Source organism: Embleya sp. NPDC025285 (assembly GCF_055558835.1).
Genome location: NZ_JBVHLU010000030.1, coordinates 23,804 through 42,834 on the forward strand (window position 1 = coordinate 23,804; position 19,031 = coordinate 42,834).

General features: G+C 72.4%; 14 protein-coding genes. 5 read left to right on the forward strand and 9 right to left on the reverse strand.

What is annotated here, in order from left to right; genetic code table 11:
• The first annotated feature begins 26 nt into the window (after positions 1-26).
• The gene (locus ACZ4FV_RS21390) at positions 27-1,571 is read left to right on the forward strand and encodes an outer membrane protein assembly factor BamB family protein (protein WP_465323074.1); all 1,545 of its coding nucleotides are present in this window, start codon (positions 27-29) and stop codon (positions 1,569-1,571) included.
• A 112-nt stretch (positions 1,572-1,683) separates the two neighbouring features.
• Here ACZ4FV_RS21390 and ACZ4FV_RS21395 read toward each other — a convergent pair whose 3' ends face one another.
• The 5 genes from ACZ4FV_RS21395 to ACZ4FV_RS21415 all read right to left on the reverse strand — a co-directional run bounded on the left by ACZ4FV_RS21395 (position 1,684) and on the right by ACZ4FV_RS21415 (position 7,802).
• Positions 1,684-2,676 carry a hypothetical protein gene (locus ACZ4FV_RS21395; protein ID WP_465323075.1) on the reverse strand — a complete coding sequence of 331 codons (993 nt, stop codon included), beginning with the start codon at positions 2,674-2,676 and terminating at the stop codon, positions 1,684-1,686.
• A 93-nt stretch (positions 2,677-2,769) separates the two neighbouring features.
• Entirely contained in the window at positions 2,770-3,804 is a 1,035-nt protein-coding gene (locus ACZ4FV_RS21400; protein WP_465323076.1) for an MsnO8 family LLM class oxidoreductase, read from the reverse strand.
• A gap of 315 nt (positions 3,805-4,119) precedes the next feature.
• Positions 4,120-5,139, reverse strand: a complete 1,020-nt coding sequence (locus ACZ4FV_RS21405; protein ID WP_395867186.1) for an acetamidase/formamidase family protein — start codon at positions 5,137-5,139, stop codon at positions 4,120-4,122.
• Entirely contained in the window at positions 5,136-6,608 is a 1,473-nt protein-coding gene (locus tag ACZ4FV_RS21410) for an APC family permease (RefSeq protein ID WP_465323077.1), read from the reverse strand. Before ACZ4FV_RS21410 ends, ACZ4FV_RS21405 begins: the two co-directional genes overlap by 4 nt.
• 54 nt (positions 6,609-6,662) lie before the next feature.
• Positions 6,663-7,802, reverse strand: coding sequence for a substrate-binding domain-containing protein (locus tag ACZ4FV_RS21415; RefSeq protein WP_395867182.1), 1,140 nt, complete (start codon positions 7,800-7,802; stop codon positions 6,663-6,665).
• 50 nt (positions 7,803-7,852) lie between these two features.
• Here ACZ4FV_RS21415 and ACZ4FV_RS21420 point away from each other — a divergent pair, with 50 nt between their 5' ends.
• Positions 7,853-8,293, forward strand: coding sequence for a MarR family winged helix-turn-helix transcriptional regulator (locus ACZ4FV_RS21420; protein ID WP_402232017.1), 441 nt, complete (start codon positions 7,853-7,855; stop codon positions 8,291-8,293).
• A 117-nt stretch (positions 8,294-8,410) separates the two neighbouring features.
• Here ACZ4FV_RS21420 and ACZ4FV_RS21425 read toward each other — a convergent pair whose 3' ends face one another.
• Positions 8,411-10,825, reverse strand: coding sequence for an ATP-binding cassette domain-containing protein (locus tag ACZ4FV_RS21425; RefSeq protein WP_465323078.1), 2,415 nt, complete (start codon positions 10,823-10,825; stop codon positions 8,411-8,413).
• A 121-nt stretch (positions 10,826-10,946) separates the two neighbouring features.
• On the opposite strand from ACZ4FV_RS21425, the gene ACZ4FV_RS21430 reads away from it, so the two are divergent.
• The gene (locus tag ACZ4FV_RS21430) at positions 10,947-12,470 is read left to right on the forward strand and encodes an acetyl-CoA acetyltransferase (RefSeq protein ID WP_465323079.1); all 1,524 of its coding nucleotides are present in this window, start codon (positions 10,947-10,949) and stop codon (positions 12,468-12,470) included.
• 157 nt (positions 12,471-12,627) lie between these two features.
• Complete coding sequence (locus ACZ4FV_RS21435; protein ID WP_402232023.1) at positions 12,628-13,233, forward strand: response regulator transcription factor; 606 nt, start codon at positions 12,628-12,630, stop codon at positions 13,231-13,233.
• A gap of 24 nt (positions 13,234-13,257) precedes the next feature.
• On the opposite strand, the gene ACZ4FV_RS21440 is transcribed toward ACZ4FV_RS21435, so the two are convergent.
• From ACZ4FV_RS21440 to ACZ4FV_RS21450, 3 genes are read right to left on the reverse strand one after another with little or no spacing between them, the layout of a single operon-like run.
• Positions 13,258-14,493, reverse strand: a complete 1,236-nt coding sequence (locus ACZ4FV_RS21440; protein WP_402232024.1) for a sensor histidine kinase — start codon at positions 14,491-14,493, stop codon at positions 13,258-13,260.
• Between the two features lie 52 nt (positions 14,494-14,545).
• Positions 14,546-16,831 carry a TOMM precursor leader peptide-binding protein gene (locus ACZ4FV_RS21445; protein WP_402232026.1) on the reverse strand — a complete coding sequence of 762 codons (2,286 nt, stop codon included), beginning with the start codon at positions 16,829-16,831 and terminating at the stop codon, positions 14,546-14,548.
• Between the two features lie 52 nt (positions 16,832-16,883).
• A complete protein-coding gene (locus tag ACZ4FV_RS21450; protein WP_465323080.1) occupies positions 16,884-17,051 on the reverse strand; it encodes a hypothetical protein in 168 nt (55 codons plus the stop codon).
• 360 nt (positions 17,052-17,411) lie between these two features.
• Between ACZ4FV_RS21450 and ACZ4FV_RS21455 the strand changes: the two genes are divergently transcribed.
• Positions 17,412-18,965, forward strand: a complete 1,554-nt coding sequence (locus tag ACZ4FV_RS21455; RefSeq protein WP_395867167.1) for an MFS transporter — start codon at positions 17,412-17,414, stop codon at positions 18,963-18,965.
• The last annotated feature ends 66 nt before the right edge of the window (positions 18,966-19,031 follow it).

A 19,031-nucleotide genomic window follows, 5' to 3' on the forward strand; every position in this document is an offset into this window, starting at 1 on the left:
TCCCGAATGCCTCGGGTGGCGGCTTCGTGGCCAATCCCAACCTGCCCCTGCACGACCCGCATCCCCAACCCGGGCCGCACCCGCACACCCCCGGGTACGGCGGCCCGGCCGGACCGGGCTCGGCCCTCCCGCCGACCCCCGCGCCGATGCCGCTGCAACCGGCGCCCTCGGACCACCACTTCGTTTTCGGCCCGCCGCTCGCCCCGGACCGGATCCGGCCCGCGCGCGATCGCCCGGTCCTGCTGCGCACCGCGATCCTGGCCCTGCTGGTGCTCGCCTTCGCCGGCGTCGGCGCGGTCCGGCAGGCCGTGCTGCACGGCGACGAGTACGGCAACACCGGCGAACACGTGTCGGTCGCCTGGGCGTTGAAGGAGGGTCGGGACGGCCCCAAGCCGGTGTCGACGGCGGGCTCGGACGTACGCACGCTGGAGGGCACCTGGTTCCAGGGCGACACCGTGGTGCGTTCCGAACGCACCCGCGTGGTCGCGTACCGCGTGGACAGCGGGGCCACCGTCTGGGAGAAGCCGCTCCCGAACGGCGCCGCGATGTGCGCGGCCGGCGCCGAGACCGACGGACCGATCGCCGTCGTCGTCTACGGAGTCGGCACCGCCTGCGACCGGATCGCGGGCATCGACATCACGTCGGGCACCGAGGTGTGGGCCAAATCGCGCACCGCCAAGGGCCCCGCGGCCCTGGAACGCCTGGCCGTCTCGCGCGGCGTGGCGGTCAGCGGCGACACCGCGTTCCGGATCAGGGACGGCGCCCAACTGTGGGTGGCCGACCGCACCTTCGCGGTCGGTTGTCAGGTCGCCGGCTTCCGCGGCGGGGCCGCGCTGGTGGCCAACGGCCGGTGCGGGAGCACGGACGCGGTGTGGGCGGTCGATCCGCTCACCGGCAAGCCGGCCTGGGTGCACAAGCTGCCCACGGAGGGCACGGTGCTCGCGGGCACCTCACCGGTGGTCGCCACCTCCCCCGTGATCGTCGACGAGCCGACCGCGCCGGGCGGCCCGGCCAGGCTGACCGTGTTGACCGAACGCGGCGAGCCCGCCTACACGATCGACGCGGGCGGCCCGCTGGTCGACGACACCCGCGGCGACGCGCGCGAGGACAAGCGCGACACCTCGCCGCGCGTGCTCGCCGACGAGCGCACGATCTACGTGCCCGGCAACAACGGCCGGTCCGTGCACGCGTCGAACACGCCCGGAGCGAACCAGATCGTGGCCGTCGACCGGCAGACCGGTCGGGTGCGCTGGATCTCCGCGCTGCCGGCCGCCGTCAAGGTGGTGGGCCTGAGCGTGGACAGCAAGGCCGCGCCGATCGCGGTCGACCCCGACGGCGCCCTGCGGGTGTGGGTCAACGCGCGCGGCAGCAAGCCGCCGCGCCTGGTCCGCTTCGACCCGCAGAACGGCCACATCCGGGTCCTCGCCGAGTACCCCCTGCGGCTGGGCGTCTCCCTCGCCGAGGCCATGCCCAAGCCGTTCGAACACGACGGCCGGCTCTTCCTGGTCGACGAGAGCACCGCCGGTCTCGGCTACCGGCTGATCACCGGCAGCATCCGCGGCAAGTCCTAGCCGGCACGAGAACACCGAGGCCCCGAGCCCGGATGCCCGTCCATCGGGCGCCCGCGCTCGGGGCCTCGGCGGATCCGGCCGGGGCCCCGGACAAGGAGGCCCCGACCCGAACTCAGGCCACTCCCTGGGCGGTCGCGCGCGTCTGCGGCGATCGCGATCCCCACGGGCCGCTGCGCCAGGTGATCCCGTTCCAACGGCCGAGGCGGCGGATCTCCCAGACGCTCAACGCGGTGATGATCACCGAACCGCCCACGCCGACCACGGCCTTGATGTTGCCCGGCACGATATCGGATCCCGCGAACAGCGGGTTGTCGGTCTTGACCAGCATGTCGGTCAGGGTGAACGTCCAGGCCAGCCACATCGCCATCAGCGCGGGCAACATCGGGTGGCCGTCCGCCGCGGAGAACAGGTGCTGCGCCACCTGCCAGATCGCCACCAGGGCGAATCCGAAGACCCAGATCCCGGCGACCATGGACACCCAGGACAACAGCAGTTGGACCATCGTGCCGTCGGTGCGCAGCGTGTTGGTGTTCGCCCCCAGCCCCGCGCCCTTGCGGCATCCCCAGGCCAACGCGAGGCCCAGCCCCGGAACCACCAGGAACAACCCGACCGTGCGGACCGGGTGGATCAGTTGGCGCAGGGTCAGTGAGCGCAGGTGCGGCCGGGCGCAGAGCACCAGGAGGCAGCCGATCAGCACGATGCCGACGATGCCGTACAGCGGCAGCAGCACCATCCGGCGGACCATCGCGGACGCCAGTTCGGCGACCACCTGCGCCCCCTGGATCTTGGTGGTGGTGCCGGCGGCCGCGCCCGAGGAGTGCGTGCGCTCCTGGTACAGCCCGCGCAGGAACACGGCCAGCACGATCATCAGGCCGAGCCACGCGCGCACCCGGTTGAGGTTGCCCATCAGCCCGTCCGGCTTCCCGATCCGGTGCGCCGGGCGCAACATCCGGTGCGCCAGGACACCCGGGACGACCACGGAGGCGACGTTGGCGATCCGGCGCCGCTCGATCTGCGCGGGTGTCTCGGTCGCCGCGTGCGCGGGCGTGTGCCCGGGTGGGTATGGGTGTGGAAGCGTGTGTGCTTGGTGGCCGGCATGGGCCATCGGTCGGAACCTCCCCGCAGAACGACCGGCTCGGGCCGCACCACGTTAGCAACGCGCGCCGGCTGCCGGCTGAGGTCGGTCCGCGCGGCCGGCTCAGCCGGCGGCGGCCGCGCCGATCCGCGGCGCGATGCCCGCCAGTTCGGCCAGTCGCCGGGCCGATCGCACCCGGCCGGCCCGGTCGTGCGAGCTGGTGGTGACCAGGAACTCGTCCGCGTCCGTGCGGGCGAACAGGCCGGCCAACTCGCCGGCGACGGTCTCGGCGGTGCCGTGGATCTGGTCCCGGAGCGCGGCGTCCAGGTGTTCCCGCTCGCGCGGGGTCATCGCCGTCGCCCGGATGCGCTCGGCCGGGAGCAGCGGCGGGAAGGTGCCCTTGGTGCGCGAGTACGCGGCCGCCCACGCCTCGGGCAGGAGCAGGTCGTACGCCGCCTCCTCGGTGTCCGCGATCGCGATCGTGCCGGCCACCACGACGTAGGGTCGCGTCGACCACGCCGACGGCCGGAAGGCGGCCCGGTAGCGCTCGATCGCGGCGAGCATGCGCTCCTCGCCGATCGCCGCGGCGACCACGAGCGGCACCCCGGCGGCGGCGGCGTGGTCCGCGCCCGCCCCGGTGGCCAGCACGAACGGGGCCGGCCGCAGTCCCTCGGCGGGGCGCGCGTGCACTCCGGGGTGCGCGTCCTGGGTGCCCAGGAAGTAGCCGAGCAGTTCGGCCAGCCGATCCGGGAAGTCCTCCGCGGCGTCCTTGCCCCGGCCCAGCGCGGCGCGGATCCCGTCGGTGAACCCCACCGAGCGGCCCACGCCCAGGTCGATCCGGCCCGGATACAGCGACTCCAGCACGCCGAACTGCTCGGCCACCACCAGCGGTTGGTGGTTGGGCAACATCACCCCGCCGGTCCCGACCCGGATCCGCTCGGTGACCGCGGCCACCGCGGCGGCCAGCACGGTGGGTGCCGACCCGGCCACGCCCGGCACACTGTGGTGCTCCGCGACCCAGAAGCGGTGGTACCCCAGCCGCTCCACCTCCCGGGCGAAGGCCACGGCGTGGCGCAGCGCCGACGCGGGGTGCTCCCCTTCCAGGGTGAGCGACCTGTCGAGCACGGAGAACCGGACACCCGGCGGCAACACGTTCACACGAGTCCCAACACGCACACGGGCCGGGAATTCCCGCCGCGCCGGGTCGCTCGCACCCGGTCGTACCGCCGCGAACCCACAAGCACGCGGGCACGCGGGCACCGAACCGCCCGAGCACCCGGCACCCGGCACCCGGCACCCGGCACCCGGCACCCACAGGGACATCCCCGAGTTCTCCCCTGCGGGATGCGCGTCGGCGGACGCGTCCTTCCCGGGGATGTCCCCCGCTCGCCCGGCCTGCGGATGATCCGCCGCCGGGCGCCGGCAACCGGTGGCCCCTCCGGTGCCGGAGTCGTCACGGCCCGCCGCGCGGCCTCAGCGCTCGGCCAGATAGGCCGCCGCCACCGCCCGCAGGTGGTCGTGCCGGCCCTCGTAGGCCCGGTGTCGTCCGAGCACGGCCTTGGGCAGCTTGCCGACCATCGTGTAGTTGGTGTCGCACACGTTGGCGGCCGGGGCCAGGCCGGCCTGGCTGACGAGCTGGTAGGCGTCCAGCAGTTCCAGGTCGAGCAGCTCCGCCGTCCAGCCCACGAGATCGCGTTGGCTGATCCGGAAGGCGTCCTCGAGCGGGCGGGCCGACCCGGTGGTGAGCAGGTGGTCGTCGTTCTCCAGGCGCGGCGACACCGGCGCGCCGCCCTTGATCAGGTCGACCACGATCACCGTGCGCATCGCTGCCTCGACCGCCGTCCCGCACAGTTCGCCCTCGCCTTGGCGGGCGTGGCCGTCGCCGATCGAGAGCATGCCGCCCGCGACGTTGACGCCGAAGTACGCGGTGGTGCCGGCCCGCATCTCGGGGGTGTCCATGTTGCCGCCGTGCGCGCCCGGGGTGATCGACATCAGCGTCTCACCCGCGGCGGGCGCCACCCCGACCGTGCCGTGCATCGGGTCCAGCGGGAGGTCCACGACGAAGTCGCTCTCCCGAGCCCGGAATCGGCAGATGCCCGCGTCGGCGTCCAGGTCGTAGACCCACACCCGTTCCTCCAGCGCCTCGTGCAGCATCGCCGTGGTGGGCGTGGCGGTGAGCGCGCCGAAGTGCGGGAACGTGGTGGAGATGCCCCAGTCGCGCGCGGGTGCGATGTCCACGAAGTGCACCGCGAGGGTGTCCCCGGGTTCGGCGCCCTCGACCGCGATCGGTCCGGTGACGGGGTTGAGATAGGGGAAGGTGCACACCGCGCTGGGCAGGTCGTCGATGCCCTTGACGTTCCCGCCGAAGCAGTCCTCGGTGGACAGTTCCACGATGGTGCCGGGGCGGACCGTCACCAGCGGGCGGCGCCCGCCGAAGGTGTAGGCGTACTGGTGGTAGGTCGGCTGCAGGGAGACGACTTCGAGCAGGGTCATACGGGTTCCTCGACCTGGTCGATGGCGGAGATTTTCGGCCGGCGGCCCGCCAGGACCAGACCGGAGAGCAGGGCGAAACCGATCGCGAACCAGATCGTGCCCAGTCGTTTCGCGTCGCCGTCGGCGTTGTAGACGACGTAGGCCAGGATCGCGAAGCCCAGCGAGGGCGCGATCAGGTGCCGCCAGTAGTCCCGGCTCTTGTGCCGGATCAGGTAGTGCACGACCACCGACACGTGCAGCACCAGGAACGTGGTGAGCGCGCCGATGTTGACCAGGCTGCTCAGCGTGGTGATGCCGTCGTCGCGGGTGCTGGTGTACAGGCCCAGGGCGAGCGAGATCACGGCGGTGAGCAGCGTGGCGTTGACCGGGACCCGGTGCTTGGGGTGCACCTTGGCCAGGAAGGACGGCAGTTGCCGGTCCCGGGCCATCGCGTACAGCAGGCGTGAGGTCGCGGCCTGGGCGACCAGCGAGTTGGCGAAGCCCCACGCGATCGCGGTGGCCACGGCGGTGAGCTTGGCCAGCCAGCCGCCCGCCGCGACCCGGGCCGCGTCGTAGAACGCGGTGCCGTCCGGGTCGCCCTTGTCGATCAGCGCCCCGGGGTCGGGCACCAGCAGCGAGGCGATCCAGGTCTGCGCGATGAACAACGTCCCGGCCAGCAGCAGCGCGGCGACCATCGACCGGCCGATGGCCTTGGCCGAGTCCTTGTTCTCCTCGGACAACATGGAGATGCCGTCGAAGCCCAGGAAGCTCAGCGCCGCGATCGAGACGGCGCCGAAGACCAGGTTCCAGGAGAAGGTGTCGCTGTTGTAGATCGGGGTGAAGTCGAAGCCGCGGCCCTTGCCGTCCATCAGCGCGACCACGCCGATCACGATGAACAGGACCAGGATGATCAGTTCGCCGATCAGCATGATCTTGTTGACCTTGGCGGTCATCTCGACGCCGAGGTAGTTCACCGCCGTGTTCAGCAGCACGAACCCGACCACCCACATCCACACCGGGATGGACGTGACCAGCGAGTTCATCGCGACGGCGGCGATCAGGTAGAGCAGGCCGGGCACCAGGATGTAGTCGAGCAGGATCATCCAGCCGGCCAGGAAGCCCACCGGGGCGGCGATGCCTCGGCCGGCGTAGGAGTACACCGATCCGGCCATCGGGAAGGCCTGGGACATCTGCGCGTAGGACAACGCGGTGAACATCATCGCGACCATGCCGATGACGTACGCGAGCGCGACCATGCCGCCGGAGCCCTGGAACACGCCGCCGAAGATGCCGAACGGCGCGATCGGGACCATGAAGACCAGGCCGTACACGAGCAGGTCGCGGAAACTCAGGGACCGGCGGAGTTCTTGCTTGTAGCCGTACTTCTCGATCGACGCGGGGCTTCCGGTCGGGTCCGGTCTGCCGGGGGACTCGGGTCTGCCGGTCGACTCGGGTCTCCCGGTCGATCCGCGGGTGGGGACTTCGCTCATGGTGGTCTCTCCTCGGGACGACCCCGAGGGGTCACGGAGAGACCCTAGAACCAGTTATTTCCAAATGGAAGTACTTTCTCGTCGCGGCAGCACAACGAAATCCAGCCCTTCCGCTCGGGCCAGGTACACCTGCCTGCGCGGCGGCCCCAGCGACGACCGCGCCCACGCCCCTCGCGCGGCGGCCGGATCGGCGTCGAACAATCGGCGCACCGCCGCCGCCAACCCGTCCGGCGCCAGTTCGTCCCGCGCGGCCAACGCCGCGACCAGGTGCAGCCCGTCGTACAGGCCCTCGGCGTAGGCGTCCAACACCGGCGCCTGTGCGCCGAACAGGGACCGGTGCCGCTCGGCCAGGCCCAGCCGGCGATCGTCGGTCTGCGACGCGAAGGACTGCATCACCGCGTACATCGCACCGGTGTCGTCGCCGCCGTAGGCCAACAGCCCGTTCTCCTCCAGCGCCCCGGACAGCCGGACCAGGATGCGATCCAGCCCGGCGTGCCGCAGTGCCCGGTTGAAGTCGACCAGGTCGCGGCCGATCAGGCTGAGCAGCAGCGCGTCGGCGCGGGCGACCCGCAGCCCGGCCAACAACTCGTCCAGGCCCGCGCGTACCGCCCCGAAGGCCACCCGTCGCTCGTACACCACGCTGCTGTGCGCGTGTGTGATCAACCGCGTGGCGGCCGCGTGGATGGCCTGCGGCCAGATGTAGTCGTTGCCGATCAGCGCCCACCGGCGCAGCCGATGGTGCTCGGTCAGCCACCCGATCGACTCACGCAGTTGGCGCATCGGGTCGACTCCCGTGCACACCACCCCGGGCAGCCGACCGCCGCCCTCGTGCGGCGGGGTGAAGACGTACGGCGTCCGGCCGCTCACCACCGACTCGATCGCGCGGTGCACGTCGCTGGTGTGGAAGCCGACCAGTACGTCCACCGCACCCGCCGAGCCGAGCAGTTCGACCTGCGCCGCGACCTTCTCGGGCGGGCCGCCGGCGTCCACCAGGACCAGTTCCACCGGGCGGTCGCGCACCCCGCAGGCGGTGTTGATCTCGTACGCCGCGAGCAGCGCCGCGTCCACCGCCGAGGGCCCGATGATCCCGAGCGGCCCGGACTGGGGCACCACCAGGCCCACTCGAAGCACCTGGGGATTCCGGTCGGAATGCAGCGCGTCGAGCGGCTCGATCAAGACTGTGTCGACGCTCATCAGGCGAGTAAGTATGCTCCTGGAACCGGCCCGGTGAAGGGGTGATGCGCATGTCCGCCGGCGAACTCGCCGAACGAGCCGTCGCCCGACCGCCCCTGGCCGAGCTGCTGACCATCGCGCAGCGCCGCCTGACCCGCACCCTGACCCTCGTGTTGGCCGAGGAGAACTGCACTCTCGACCAGTGGCTCGTGCTGCGCGCCGTCGGCGAGGGCGACGGCCGGCTGATGGGCGACCTGGCGCAGAGCCTGCTGATCCCGCACGCCAGCCTGACCCGGATCGTGGACGCGCTGGTGGACGACGGCTGGATCTACCGACGCCAGTCCGGCGTGGACCGCCGCCGGATCGCCGCGCACCTGTCCCGGCGCGGGCGCCACCGCCTCGCCCGGTTGGACGCGCTGGCCCAGGCACACGAGGCGGCCGTGCGCGCGGCGTGTGCCGGCGACGATCCGGCCGCCCTCCTCGAGTTCCTGGCCGGTCCGGACGCCGACTGAGCCGGCCGGGCCGACCCGCGCGGGCCGATCCACCCGCCCGAACCACGCGATGCCGAACCGCGCGACGAGGCGCCGGCGTGGCCCGGCTCGCCCACCCGCCCGGCGCCGCCCCGCGCGTCAGTGCGCCGCCAGGAACCGCGCGGTCACCCCCACACCCTTCGCCGCCACATCCGCCGGCACCCCGCTCGCCACGATCCGGCCGCCGTTGGCGCCGCCGCCGGGACCGAGGTCGATCATCCAGTCCGCGCCGGCGATCACGTCCGGGTCGTGTTCGACCACCACGACCGTGTTGCCCGCCGCGACCAGACCGTGCAACTGGCGCATCAGCAGCTCGACATCGGCCGGATGCAGCCCGGCCGTCGGCTCGTCCAGCACGTACAGCGTGTGCCCGCGCCGGGCCCGTTGCAGCTCACTGGCCAACTTGATCCGCTGCGCCTCGCCGCCGGAGAGCTCGGTCGCGGGCTGCCCCAGTCGCAGGTAGCCCAGACCCACCTCGCGCAACGTGGTCAGACTGCGCGCGGCGGCCGGCACCTCGGCGAGGAAGTCGGCGGCGGCGTCCACCGTCAGCCCGAGCACGTCCGCGACGCTCAGCCCCCGGTACGTCACCTCCAGCGTCGGCGGGTTGTAGCGCGCGCCGTGGCAGGTCGGACACGGCGCGTACGTCCCGGGCAGGAACAGCAGCTCCACCGCGACGAAGCCCTCCCCCGAACACGTCTCGCATCGGCCGCCGTCCACATTGAAGGAGAACCGGCTCGCGGTCCACCCGCGCTCGCGCGCCGCGTCGGTGTCCGCGAAGAGCCTGCGCACCGTGTCGAACAGGCCGGTGTAGGTGGCCAGGTTCGAGCGCGGGGTGCGCCCGATCGGCTTCTGGTCCACCCGCACCAGCCGATCGACCACGTCCAGGCCCTCCACCGCGCGAATCTCGCCCGACTCCTGCCGCCGGTCCTCGTCCTCCTCCGGCCGGGTGCCCAGGTGATCCGCCGTCACCTCCGCCAACACCCCGCCGACCAGGCTGGACTTGCCCGAGCCGGACACCCCGGTGACCACGGTGAACACGCCCAGCGGGAAGCGCACGTCCACATCGCGCAGGTTGTGCAGGGTCACCCCGGTCAGCGTCACCCACCCGGTGGGCGACAGCGGCTCCCGGGTCGCCGCCGGGCCGGTCCGGAACAGGTATCGGCGGGTCGCCGAGTCGGCCACCTCGCGCAGCCCGGCCGGCGGGCCGCTGTACAGGATCCGGCCGCCGCCCTCGCCCGCGCCGGGCCCGACGTCCACGAGCCAGCCCGCGCGGCGCGCCACCGTCATCCGGTGTTCCACCACGAACAACGAATTGCCCGCCGCGCGCAGCCGGTCGAGCACCACGAGCAGCGCCTCGGTGTCCGCCGCGTGCAATCCCGCGGACGGCTCGTCCAGCACGTACACCACCCCGAACAGGCCCGACCGGAGCTGGGTGGCCAGCCGCAACCGCTGGAGTTCGCCCGAGGAGAGCGTCGGCGTCTCCCGATCCATGCTCAGGTAGCCGAGCCCCAGCTCGACCAGCACCGCGATCCGCGCCACCAGGTCCGTACAGATCGTCGCGGCCGGCTCGCCGTCGGCCTCCGCGCCGGCCAACACCTTCGCCGCCTCGGCCAGCGGCAGCGCGACCAGCGCGGCGATGTCGTACCCCGCGAAGGTCACCGCCAAGGATTCCGGCCGCAGCCGCCGGCCGTGGCACACCGGGCACGGCCCACTGCGCAGGAAACGCTCGACCCGCCTGCGCTGCGTCGCGCTCTTGGAGGTCGCGAACGTCTTCAGCACGATCCGCCGCGCGCTGCTGTACGTGCCCTGGTAGTCGCGTTGGATCCGGCTCGCGTCGCGCACCGGACGCACGGTGACCACGGGCTGGTCGTCGGTGAACAGGATCCAGTCCCGCTCGACCTTCGGCAGCTCGCGCCACGGCCGGTCCACGTCGTAGCCGAGGGTGGCCAGGATGTCCCGCAGGTTCTTCCCGTACCAGGCGCCCGGCCACGCGGCGATCGCACCGTCCCGGATCGATCTGCCCGGGTCCGGGACCAGCGACTCCTCGCTCACCTCGTGCACCCGACCCAGGCCGTGGCAGTTCGGACAGGCGCCGGCGACGGTGTTCGGCGAGAACGCGTCCGAGTCCACCCGCCGCGCGTCGGGCGGGTAGTGGCCGGCCCGGGAGAACAACATCCGCAGCGAGTTGGACAGCGTCGTCAGGGTGCCCACCGTCGAGCGCGAGGTCGGCGCCGAGCGCTGTTGGCGCAGCGCGATGGCCGGCGGCAGTCCGCTGATCTCGTCCACGTGCGGCGCGCCGACCTGCTGGATCAGTCGCCGGGCGTACGGGGCGATCGATTCGAAATACCGCCGTTGTGCCTCCGCGTACAGCGTGCCGAACGCGAGCGAGGACTTCCCGGAGCCGGAGACCCCGGTGAACACGACGAACGTGTCGCGCGGGATGTCCACGTCCACGTCGCGCAGGTTGTGCTCACGCGCGCCGCGTACCCGCACATAGGGGTCGTGTTCGGTCATCGCGCTGCTCCTCGGGGTGCCGGGCCGAAGGTTGTCGTATGCCCGCCGGCGGGCGGTCCGCAACCGCGCCGGTCGGGTCGGCCCGGCCGCGGGGCCGCGGCAAAGGTGATCGTCGGCTCTGGTGATCGTCGGGATCCGCCGTTACGGTCGGCCCGCCGGGTGGTCCGGTGCCGAGGAGCAGCGTTGCGAGGGGGCGTCGATGGCGCTGGAGACGATCGATCCGCGGACACCGGTGCTGGTGGGCGCCGGGGTGGCGAATCAGCGCCTGGCCGAGGCGGGCGCCGGGGTCGGCGAGCTGGAGTTGATGGCCCGGGCCGTCGAGGACGCCGCCGACGGCCTGGGCGGCCTGTTGCGGGCGGTGCGGCATGTGCTGGTCCCGCGCGGGACGTGGCGGCACGGCGATCCGGGACGGTGGCTGGCGAACCGGTTCAAGATCGTCGACGCGCACAGCACGCTGGCCGAACTCGGGGTGTTGCAGCAGTCGTTGATCAGCCGGGCCTGCGCCGACATCGCCGCCGGGCGGGCGGACGTGGTCCTGGTGGTGGGCGGCGAGGCGGCCCACCGGCGGTTGCGGGCGAGGATCGCCGGGGTCGAGCTCGCGGATCCGGTCGCGGACGGGGTGCCCGACACGGTCTGGGCGCCGGGTGCGGACATCCTGGCCCGGGTCGAGATCGATCGCCATCTGGCCGTGCCGGCCCGGCAGTACGCGGTGATGGAGTCCGCGATCGGCGCGGCGCGCGGGTTGTCGCCGGCGGACAACGCGCGCGAGATCGCCGCGCTGTGGCAGGGCTTCTCGGCCGTCGCGGCCGACGCCGGGCACTCGGTGCGCGGTCGCGCGCTGCGCGAAGACGAGTTGTTGTCCCCCGAGGGGCGCAACGCGTGGCTGGCCGACCCGTACACCAAGTGGCACTGCTCGCAGATGAACGTCGACCAGGCTGCCGCGCTGCTGCTGTGTTCGGCGGAGACCGCGCGGCGGTTCGGGGTCGAGCGCGGGCGGTGGGTGTTCCCGACCATGGCGGCCGAGGCGAACACGATGGTGCCGCTGGTGGCCCGACCGGACCTGGACCGCTCCCCGGGGTTCGCGGCGGTCGGCGCGGCGCTGGGCTCCGGGGTGGGGGACACGACCCACGTTGACCTGTACAGCTGCTTCCCGGCGGCGGTGCGCATCCAGCAGCGCGAGTTGGGTCTGACCGAGCGTGCCGGCCGGGCGTTGACCGGTACGGGCGGGATGGCCTTCGCCGGGGGGCCGCTCAACAACTACGTGCTCCAGGCCACGGTCGAGGTCGCGGCGAACGTGCTCGCGGGTGGGGACGGGCTGGTGACCGCCGTGTCGGGGATGGTGACCAAGCAGGCCGGCGCGCTGTGGGCGGGCCGCCCCGCCGCCGGCGGTTTCCGGGCGGTGGACGTCAGTGCCGAGTTGCCGGCCCGGCCGGTGGACGCGGACTACGCGGGCCCGGCGGACGTGGTGGGCTGCACGGTGGCGTTCGAGCAGGGCGAGCCGGCGGTGGCGATCGCGGTGGTCGAGGGCACGGGCGGCGTGCGATCGGTGGCCTCCTCGACGGACGCCGACGTGCTGGCGTCCATGCGCACCGACCCGTGGATCGGCCGGTCGGTGCGGGTGCGCGGCGACACGTTCTCGATCTGACCGGTCGTGCTCGCCTTGGACCGGCGTGATCGGAGCGCGTCGGGGCAGGTGAGAGGGCGTGGGGTCGTCGGTGTCGCGGGCGGGGCGCTGCCGCCGGTGCTCCCGAGGAACGGTCGATGACAGTGACCATCCCGTTGGGATGCCGTGGGGGGACACGATGGTCAGGGTTCTTCTCGCCGAGGACATGCTCATGCTGCGTCGGGCGCTGGTGTCGTTACTGGAACTGGAGCCCGACATCGAGGTCGTCGCCGAGGTCGATTGCGGAGATCTCATCCTGCCGGTGGCGCTCGAGGTGCGCCCCGAGGTCGCGGTGTTGGACATCGATCTGCCGGGTCTGGACGGCATTCGGGCGGCCCGGCTGCTGCACGAGCGGTTGCCCGAGTGCCGCACGGTGATCCTGACCAGCCTGGGCCGGCCGGGCAATCTGCGGCGGGCGCTGGCCGCGCACGCCTCGGGGTTCCTGCTCAAGGACGCCGATCCGGACCAACTGACCGCCGCCATCCGCGCGGTGGCCGCCGGTGAGCAGGTGATCGATCCGCAGTTGGCGGTGGCCACGCTCCAGGCGGCGGAGAATCCGTTGAGCGCGCGGGAGACCGAGGTGTTGCGGTTGGCCGCCGAGGGGGTGGACGTGCCGGAGATCGCGCGCGGCCTGTTCCTCTCCGCCGGGACGGTACGCAACTACCTGACCACGACGGTGACCAAGCTCAACGCCCGCAATCGTATGGACGCGGTGCGGATCGCGCGCGACTCCGGCTGGTTGTGACGCGCGTCGACCGGCCGCGCGGCGTCACCGGCCCGGGGAGCCGCCGACCGCGGTGTCCCACCCCGCGTTCCGATCGGGATCGGCCTCCGCGTTAACCGGCAGTTCCGCCGTCAGTTCGAACCAGCCGTCCGCACGGGTGGCCGCGGTCAGCGTCCCGCCCAGGGCCAGCACCCGGGTGGCCATGTTGCGCAGCCCGCTGCCGCCCTCGGTCGCGCCGGCGGCGACCGGCGGCGTCTTGCTCGCGTCGATGCCGTCGTTGGTCAGGGTCAGCCGCACCCGGTCGTGGTCGAGGACCGTTTCGATCACGCAGTGCCGGGCCTTGCTGTGCCGCAGCACGTTGGTGATGCCCTCGCGCAGCACGGTGGCCAGCACCGCGTCCGCGCCGCCCGTGGGCAGGTCCGCGGCGGCGCGCACCCGGGTGTCGATGCCCACCGCGCTCAGCAGCGACTCGGCGGCGGTGATCTCGCGGGTCAGGCTCATGTGCAGGTAACTGCTGGCGACCGAGCGGACGTCGGCCAGCGCCTGCCGGGACGTGTGCAGGATCTCCACGATCTCGGCCTCGGCCCGCGCGGGGTGCAGGCGCACCAGACGGTAGGCGAGTTCGCACTTGAGTGTGATGGTGGACAGGCTGGAACCGAGCAGATCGTGCAGGTCGCGAGCGAAGCGCAGCCGCTCGCGGGTGATCGCGAAGCGGGCCAACTCCTCACGGGCCTCCTGGACTTCGCGCATCAGCTCGGCGAGTCGGCTGAGCCCGTAGACGACCAGCCCGGTCAGCGCGGTGGCGGTGACGTTGTAGGCGAGTTCACCGCCGCCGAAGCCGACCGCGTATTGGATCACTCCGGTGGACACCACGACGGTACCGAAGCACACCCACGCGAGGACGGACTTGAGCACGAGCAGACACGACGCGGCCAGGAACCCGGGCATGCCCAGCCAGGCCGCGCCGAAGAGGGTGAACGGCAGGTAGGTCAGCAGGGCCTGCGCCGCCAGTGTGCGCTCGCGCCGGCCTGCCAGGATCGGCACCCGGGACGGGAACGAGTGGCCCAGTTGCAACGCGAACAGCAGCAACATCAGCGCCAGGCACAACACCAGCGCACCGGCTCCGTGTTCGTCGCGCAGCACATAGGTGAGCGCGACCAGGAAGAAGCCGAGGATCACGATCGCGGTGATCGTCACCGCCGTGCGCGGAGCGAGTTCGGTGTGCGGCGCGGGTCTGTGTCCCGGGCTGATCTCGGGTTCGCGCGCGGGAGTTGCGTGCATCAAGGCTCCTCGCTCGAGGTCGCTGTGCAACGCAGCGTAGGAGCGGGACGGGCTACAGGAACAGGGGAATCGGATTGAGGTCGGCATAGCGGGTCGGGGCGGTGAGCCGGCCCAGCCGCACCGGCGTGTCGTACAGCCGCCCCGGGGCGAACCGGGCCGAGACCGGGCGAAGTCCCGGGACGATCACCCGCACCACGGGCAGCCCGATGTCGGGGCGGGTCTGGTCCAGCACGAGCAGTTCCAGATCGTGTGCCCGGACCAGGTTCTCGATGGTCCGCACGTCCTCGCGCAGGTCCCGGTGCCGCCGGTGCGGGAAGTCGCCCGGAGCACTCGCGGGCAGGCCGGGATCGGGGGTGACGTAGGGATGTTCGGCGATCGTCGCGGTGCGCCACCAGTGCAGCGCCACGGGGTCGTCGCACCCGTAGCCGGACCCGTCGGCGGCGACCCGGGCGACGGGCGGCAACATCTGGTTGACCTCGGCCAGCGCGCGGCGCAGCGCGATGCCCGGGTCGAAGTGCGCGCCGAAGCCGAGCGAGATGTCCTCCGCGGGTTTGTCCACCCGCCGCGACAGTGCGGCGAACGCCGGCACGCCCAGGTCGCTGGTGAGGTCGAGGGCCCACACCTGCCGGTGCAGTTCGGCGTGGCCGCCGCGCACCCGGGCGATCCAGGGGTCCTCGAACGTGTCCAGGTCGACCCCGCGCTGCCGGGTGCGGTTGTACCACCACAGCGCGACGGCGTCGCGTTCGACCAGTTCCAGGAAGCCCTGGAGGATGGCGTCCTCGAGCGAGCCGCCCGCGGCGCAGCCGTTGGAGCCGGCGACGCAGCGGCGACCGCCCGGGTCGCGCGGGGTGTTGTAGTAGAGCAGCGAGGTGGGCAGCAGTCGCGGGCGGTCCCCGGTGAGCGACCAGGTCGGGGTCCAGTGCACCGGCGCGTGGTCGTCGAACGGCGCGCACACGTGGTGGGCGGGGGCGTGTTCGGCGTTCCAGCGTTCGCGGTCCGCGAACTGGCGGGGGTGGAAGAGTTGGACCAGGTCGGGGTGCACGGCGTTGTCGCCGAGGTCGGCGTAGGCCGCCCGGACGACCGGTTCGTCGCCGTGGTGGTCGCCGCTGAACCGTTCCACGGCCTCGCACAGCGCGCCGACCCGGGCGTCGCGCGCGGTCGGGCCCTTGCCGGAGCTGTGGGTGCGCAGCCCCGCGTGCAGCGCGGTCCGGCCGGTGGGCGCGGCGGCCGGGTTGTGGCCGGCGTGGAAGCAGTTGAGGAAGTCGGGGCCTCTGGTGTCCCGGGTGATCTCGCCCAGGACTCCGGTGAGCGGATCCACCAGGTGGCCGTAACGCTCGAGGATCTCCTCGGGGGTCGAGGCCCGGTCTCCGTACGCGGTGTCGGCCTTGATCCGGGTGCCGGGGCGGACCGGGGCCCGCACCCGGTGGGCGACGATTTCGGGGTCGCCGCAGCCGGCGCATTGCGGGCGGCGGCGCACCGGGTGGTGCCGGCCGGTGAGGGTGAGGGTGTCCAGTGTCCAGATCGTGTCGGGGGCGGGCCGGGGTCGGCCGGCCAGCCATTTGGCGGCCTCCAGGCCGGCCAGGTGCAGCGCGAGCAGCCTGCCGGCCGGGTGGGCGGACGCGGGCGCGCCCACCGGTCGGCCCAGCGCCTGTTCGAGGTAGCGGTGCGCGGGGCGATTGCGGCGCAGCGCTTCGGCCAGGCAGCGCCAGCACGGGGCGTCCGCATCGCCGGGGCGGAACAGCGGCCCGATCCAGGGCTGTTCGCCGCCGCAGCGGACCAGGAGCCAGGGCACCCGGGAGGCGCGGTGCGCGGCGTCCAGGTCGGCCAGCGCGGGGTCGAGGTAGTCGTCGCACCCGGCGATGGTCAGCGCCGGGGGTCGGTCCGAGGTGTCGGGCACGTGCAGCCCGGAGGCGACCAGGGCCTCGGTGAGCGCGGTCGCGGTCGCGGTGCCGGTGGGGCCGACACCGACCACGCGGACCGGGCCGGTGCGTACCCGGTCCGCCGCGAGGTCACCGTCCAGGCCCGCGAGTTCCCAGTAGGCCCGATCGGCTTCGGGGACGTTCTTGGCCGGTAGCCGGTGGGTGAGCAGGCCCGCGTCGAGCAGGCCGCCGACCAGGTGTCGGGTCTGCGCGGCGGGCAGGGTCGGTGCGGTCTCGGCGATGAGCGCGTCCAGGGTGCGGGTGCCGTCCAGGAGCGGTGCGAGGGTGACCAGGCCGGTGCCGCGCAGTGCGGTCACCCCGCGCTCGGACACCAGGAACACGCCTTCGGCGGGCACCACTTCGACCTCGAGGTGGGGTTTGAAGGCAAGGCCGGGGGCATTGTGTCGCGCGCCGTTCACGATTTCCCTTCGGTCCTCGGGGAAGTCCGCCGATCGGTCCGGGATATCCGGTTCAGTCGACGGGCTGCGCGTCCGACCAGCAGATACACGTGGCCGGCCGGTTTCGATCGGCCGGCGATGCGGTGAGATTCTCGACGACCAGTTTCTCGCAGCCGTCGGGGGAAAGTGCCGGGACGGTGGGCGCGTGGACTCGGGCGGGCGGAAGGGCAATGGTGTTCATGGCGCTCCTCGGGGGCTGTGTGGCGGGCGGCGTGCCGGGCCGGTGCGTCCGAAGTCGGCGGGCCGGACCGGGCACTTCGTCGATGGCGAGGGGAAGTCTTCCTCCGCTCGGCGTGAGTACGCCGGCGGTGTGCCGCGGGTTTTTCCCGGTCGGGATGTGAACTCTTCACGTACCCAACGGATATCACAAATGCACCGCCCGCCCGATGGAACATGCATTCGATCCGCGGCGGGCCGATTGCCTGCGCCGCGCTTTCCCCGGAAATCCCGCGGCTCGGCCATAAACCGTGCTGATCGAAACGAACGCAAGCCCTTAACGCGCGACCCCCTGTCCACCCCCTTCGATTTCTAGCCTGGAAGCATGACTTCACCCATCGCTCACCCGGAAGCGGCCCCGCCGGATTCGCGGCGCTGGATCGCACTGGCCATCGTCATGACCGCGGCGTTCATGGATCTGCTCGACGTCACGATCGTCAACGTCGCACTGCCCTCCATCCAGCGCGACCTGGACGCCTCCACGAGCCAGATCCAATGGATCACCGCGGGCTATGTGCTCGCGTTCGCGGCCGGCCTGATCACCGGCGGCCGGCTCGGCGACATCCACGGGCGCCGGCGGATCTTCCTGATCGGTGTCACCACCTTCACCGTCGCCTCCGCGCTCAGCGGCTGCGCGGTGAACGCGGACATGCTGGTCGCGTCCAGGATCCTGCAGGGCGCCGGGGCCGCGATCATGGTCCCGCAGGTCCTGTCGATCGTGCACGCCACCTTTCCCGCGCACGAACGCGGCAAGGTCTTCGGCCTGTTCGGCGCCATCGTCGGCATGGGCGGGGTCTGCGGACCGCTGCTGGGCGCGCTGCTCACCGAGTGGAACGTGTTCGACCTCGAATGGCGGACCATCTTCCTGATCAACGTGCCGGTGGGCATCGCCGGGCTGATCCTGGGCCGCAAGTACATCACCGAGTCCAAGGCCGCCCGCGCCCTGCATCTGGACCTGGTCGGCGTCGGCCTGGTCACGCTGGGCCTGCTGATGTTGCTGTACCCGCTCACCCAGGGCCGCGAGTTGGGCTGGCCGCTGTGGGGCTACCTCTCCATGGCCGGCTCGGTGTTCGTGTTCGCCGCGCTGGCACTGTACGAGCGGGCCAAGACCCGTCGGGACGGCTCGCCGCTGGTGGAGATGTCGCTGTTCCGGGTGAAGAGCTTCAGTGCCGGGATCGCGGTGGAGTTCGGCTTCGGTGTCGTGTGTGGCATGTTCTTCCTGGTCTGGACGCTGTACATGCAGATCGGACTGGGTTGGAGTGTGATGCGCGCCGGTCTGACCAGCCTGCCGTTCTCGGTGGCGGTCGCCGCCGCCGCGGGCGTCTCGGTGCAGAAGCTGGTGCCGCGATTCGGACGCAAGGTGCTCCAGGCCGGTGCGCTGGTGATGGCCGCGGGCATGCTGATCTACCTGTGGGAGGCGGACCGGTACGGCACCGGGATCACGGCCTGGCAGATGGCGTTGCCGCTCCTGGTGATCGGCGTCGGCATGGGGCTGATCGTGGCGCCGCTGACCAACGCGGTGCTCTCCGATGTACCGCGCGAGCATGCCGGATCGGCGTCCGGGCTGATCAACACGACGCTGCAGATGGGCAACGCGCTGGGTCTGGGGCTGACGTCGGTGGTCTTCTTCCGGCTGATCGAGGACGGACTCGCGCCCGAGAAGGTGGGGCCCGCGTTCGTGAACGCCTTCGAGAACTCGCTGCTGTGGGCCGCGGTCGTCCTGGTCGTGATCTTCGTGTTGATGTTCGCGCTGCCGGCGCGCCCCGAGGTCGACCCGACGCTCGAGGCCGAGGCCGCGGCGGCTCCGGCGGACGGCCCCGCCGGGGACGCGCCCGCCGAGTGGGAGTCCCGGAACGGCGCGATCGGCGCACCCCGCTGACCACCCGGCCGCCGAGTCGATGCGGTCGACGAACACCCGTGCCCACGCTCGCCGTCCGCGGACGGC

Coding starts and splice junctions, on each gene's coding strand:
- ACZ4FV_RS21395 (WP_465323075.1), bottom strand. CDS start 2,676: ATGGCCCATGCCGGCCACCAAGCACACACGCTTCCACACCCATACCCA.
- ACZ4FV_RS21405 (WP_395867186.1), bottom strand. CDS start 5,139: ATGACCCTGCTCGAAGTCGTCTCCCTGCAGCCGACCTACCACCAGTAC.
- ACZ4FV_RS21410 (WP_465323077.1), bottom strand. CDS start 6,608: ATGAGCGAAGTCCCCACCCGCGGATCGACCGGGAGACCCGAGTCGACC.
- ACZ4FV_RS21415 (WP_395867182.1), bottom strand. CDS start 7,802: ATGAGCGTCGACACAGTCTTGATCGAGCCGCTCGACGCGCTGCATTCC.
- ACZ4FV_RS21420 (WP_402232017.1), top strand. CDS start 7,853: ATGTCCGCCGGCGAACTCGCCGAACGAGCCGTCGCCCGACCGCCCCTG.
- ACZ4FV_RS21425 (WP_465323078.1), bottom strand. CDS start 10,825: ATGACCGAACACGACCCCTATGTGCGGGTACGCGGCGCGCGTGAGCAC.
- ACZ4FV_RS21435 (WP_402232023.1), top strand. CDS start 12,628: ATGGTCAGGGTTCTTCTCGCCGAGGACATGCTCATGCTGCGTCGGGCG.
- ACZ4FV_RS21440 (WP_402232024.1), bottom strand. CDS start 14,493: ATGCACGCAACTCCCGCGCGCGAACCCGAGATCAGCCCGGGACACAGA.
- ACZ4FV_RS21450 (WP_465323080.1), bottom strand. CDS start 17,051: ATGAACACCATTGCCCTTCCGCCCGCCCGAGTCCACGCGCCCACCGTC.
- ACZ4FV_RS21455 (WP_395867167.1), top strand. CDS start 17,412: ATGACTTCACCCATCGCTCACCCGGAAGCGGCCCCGCCGGATTCGCGG.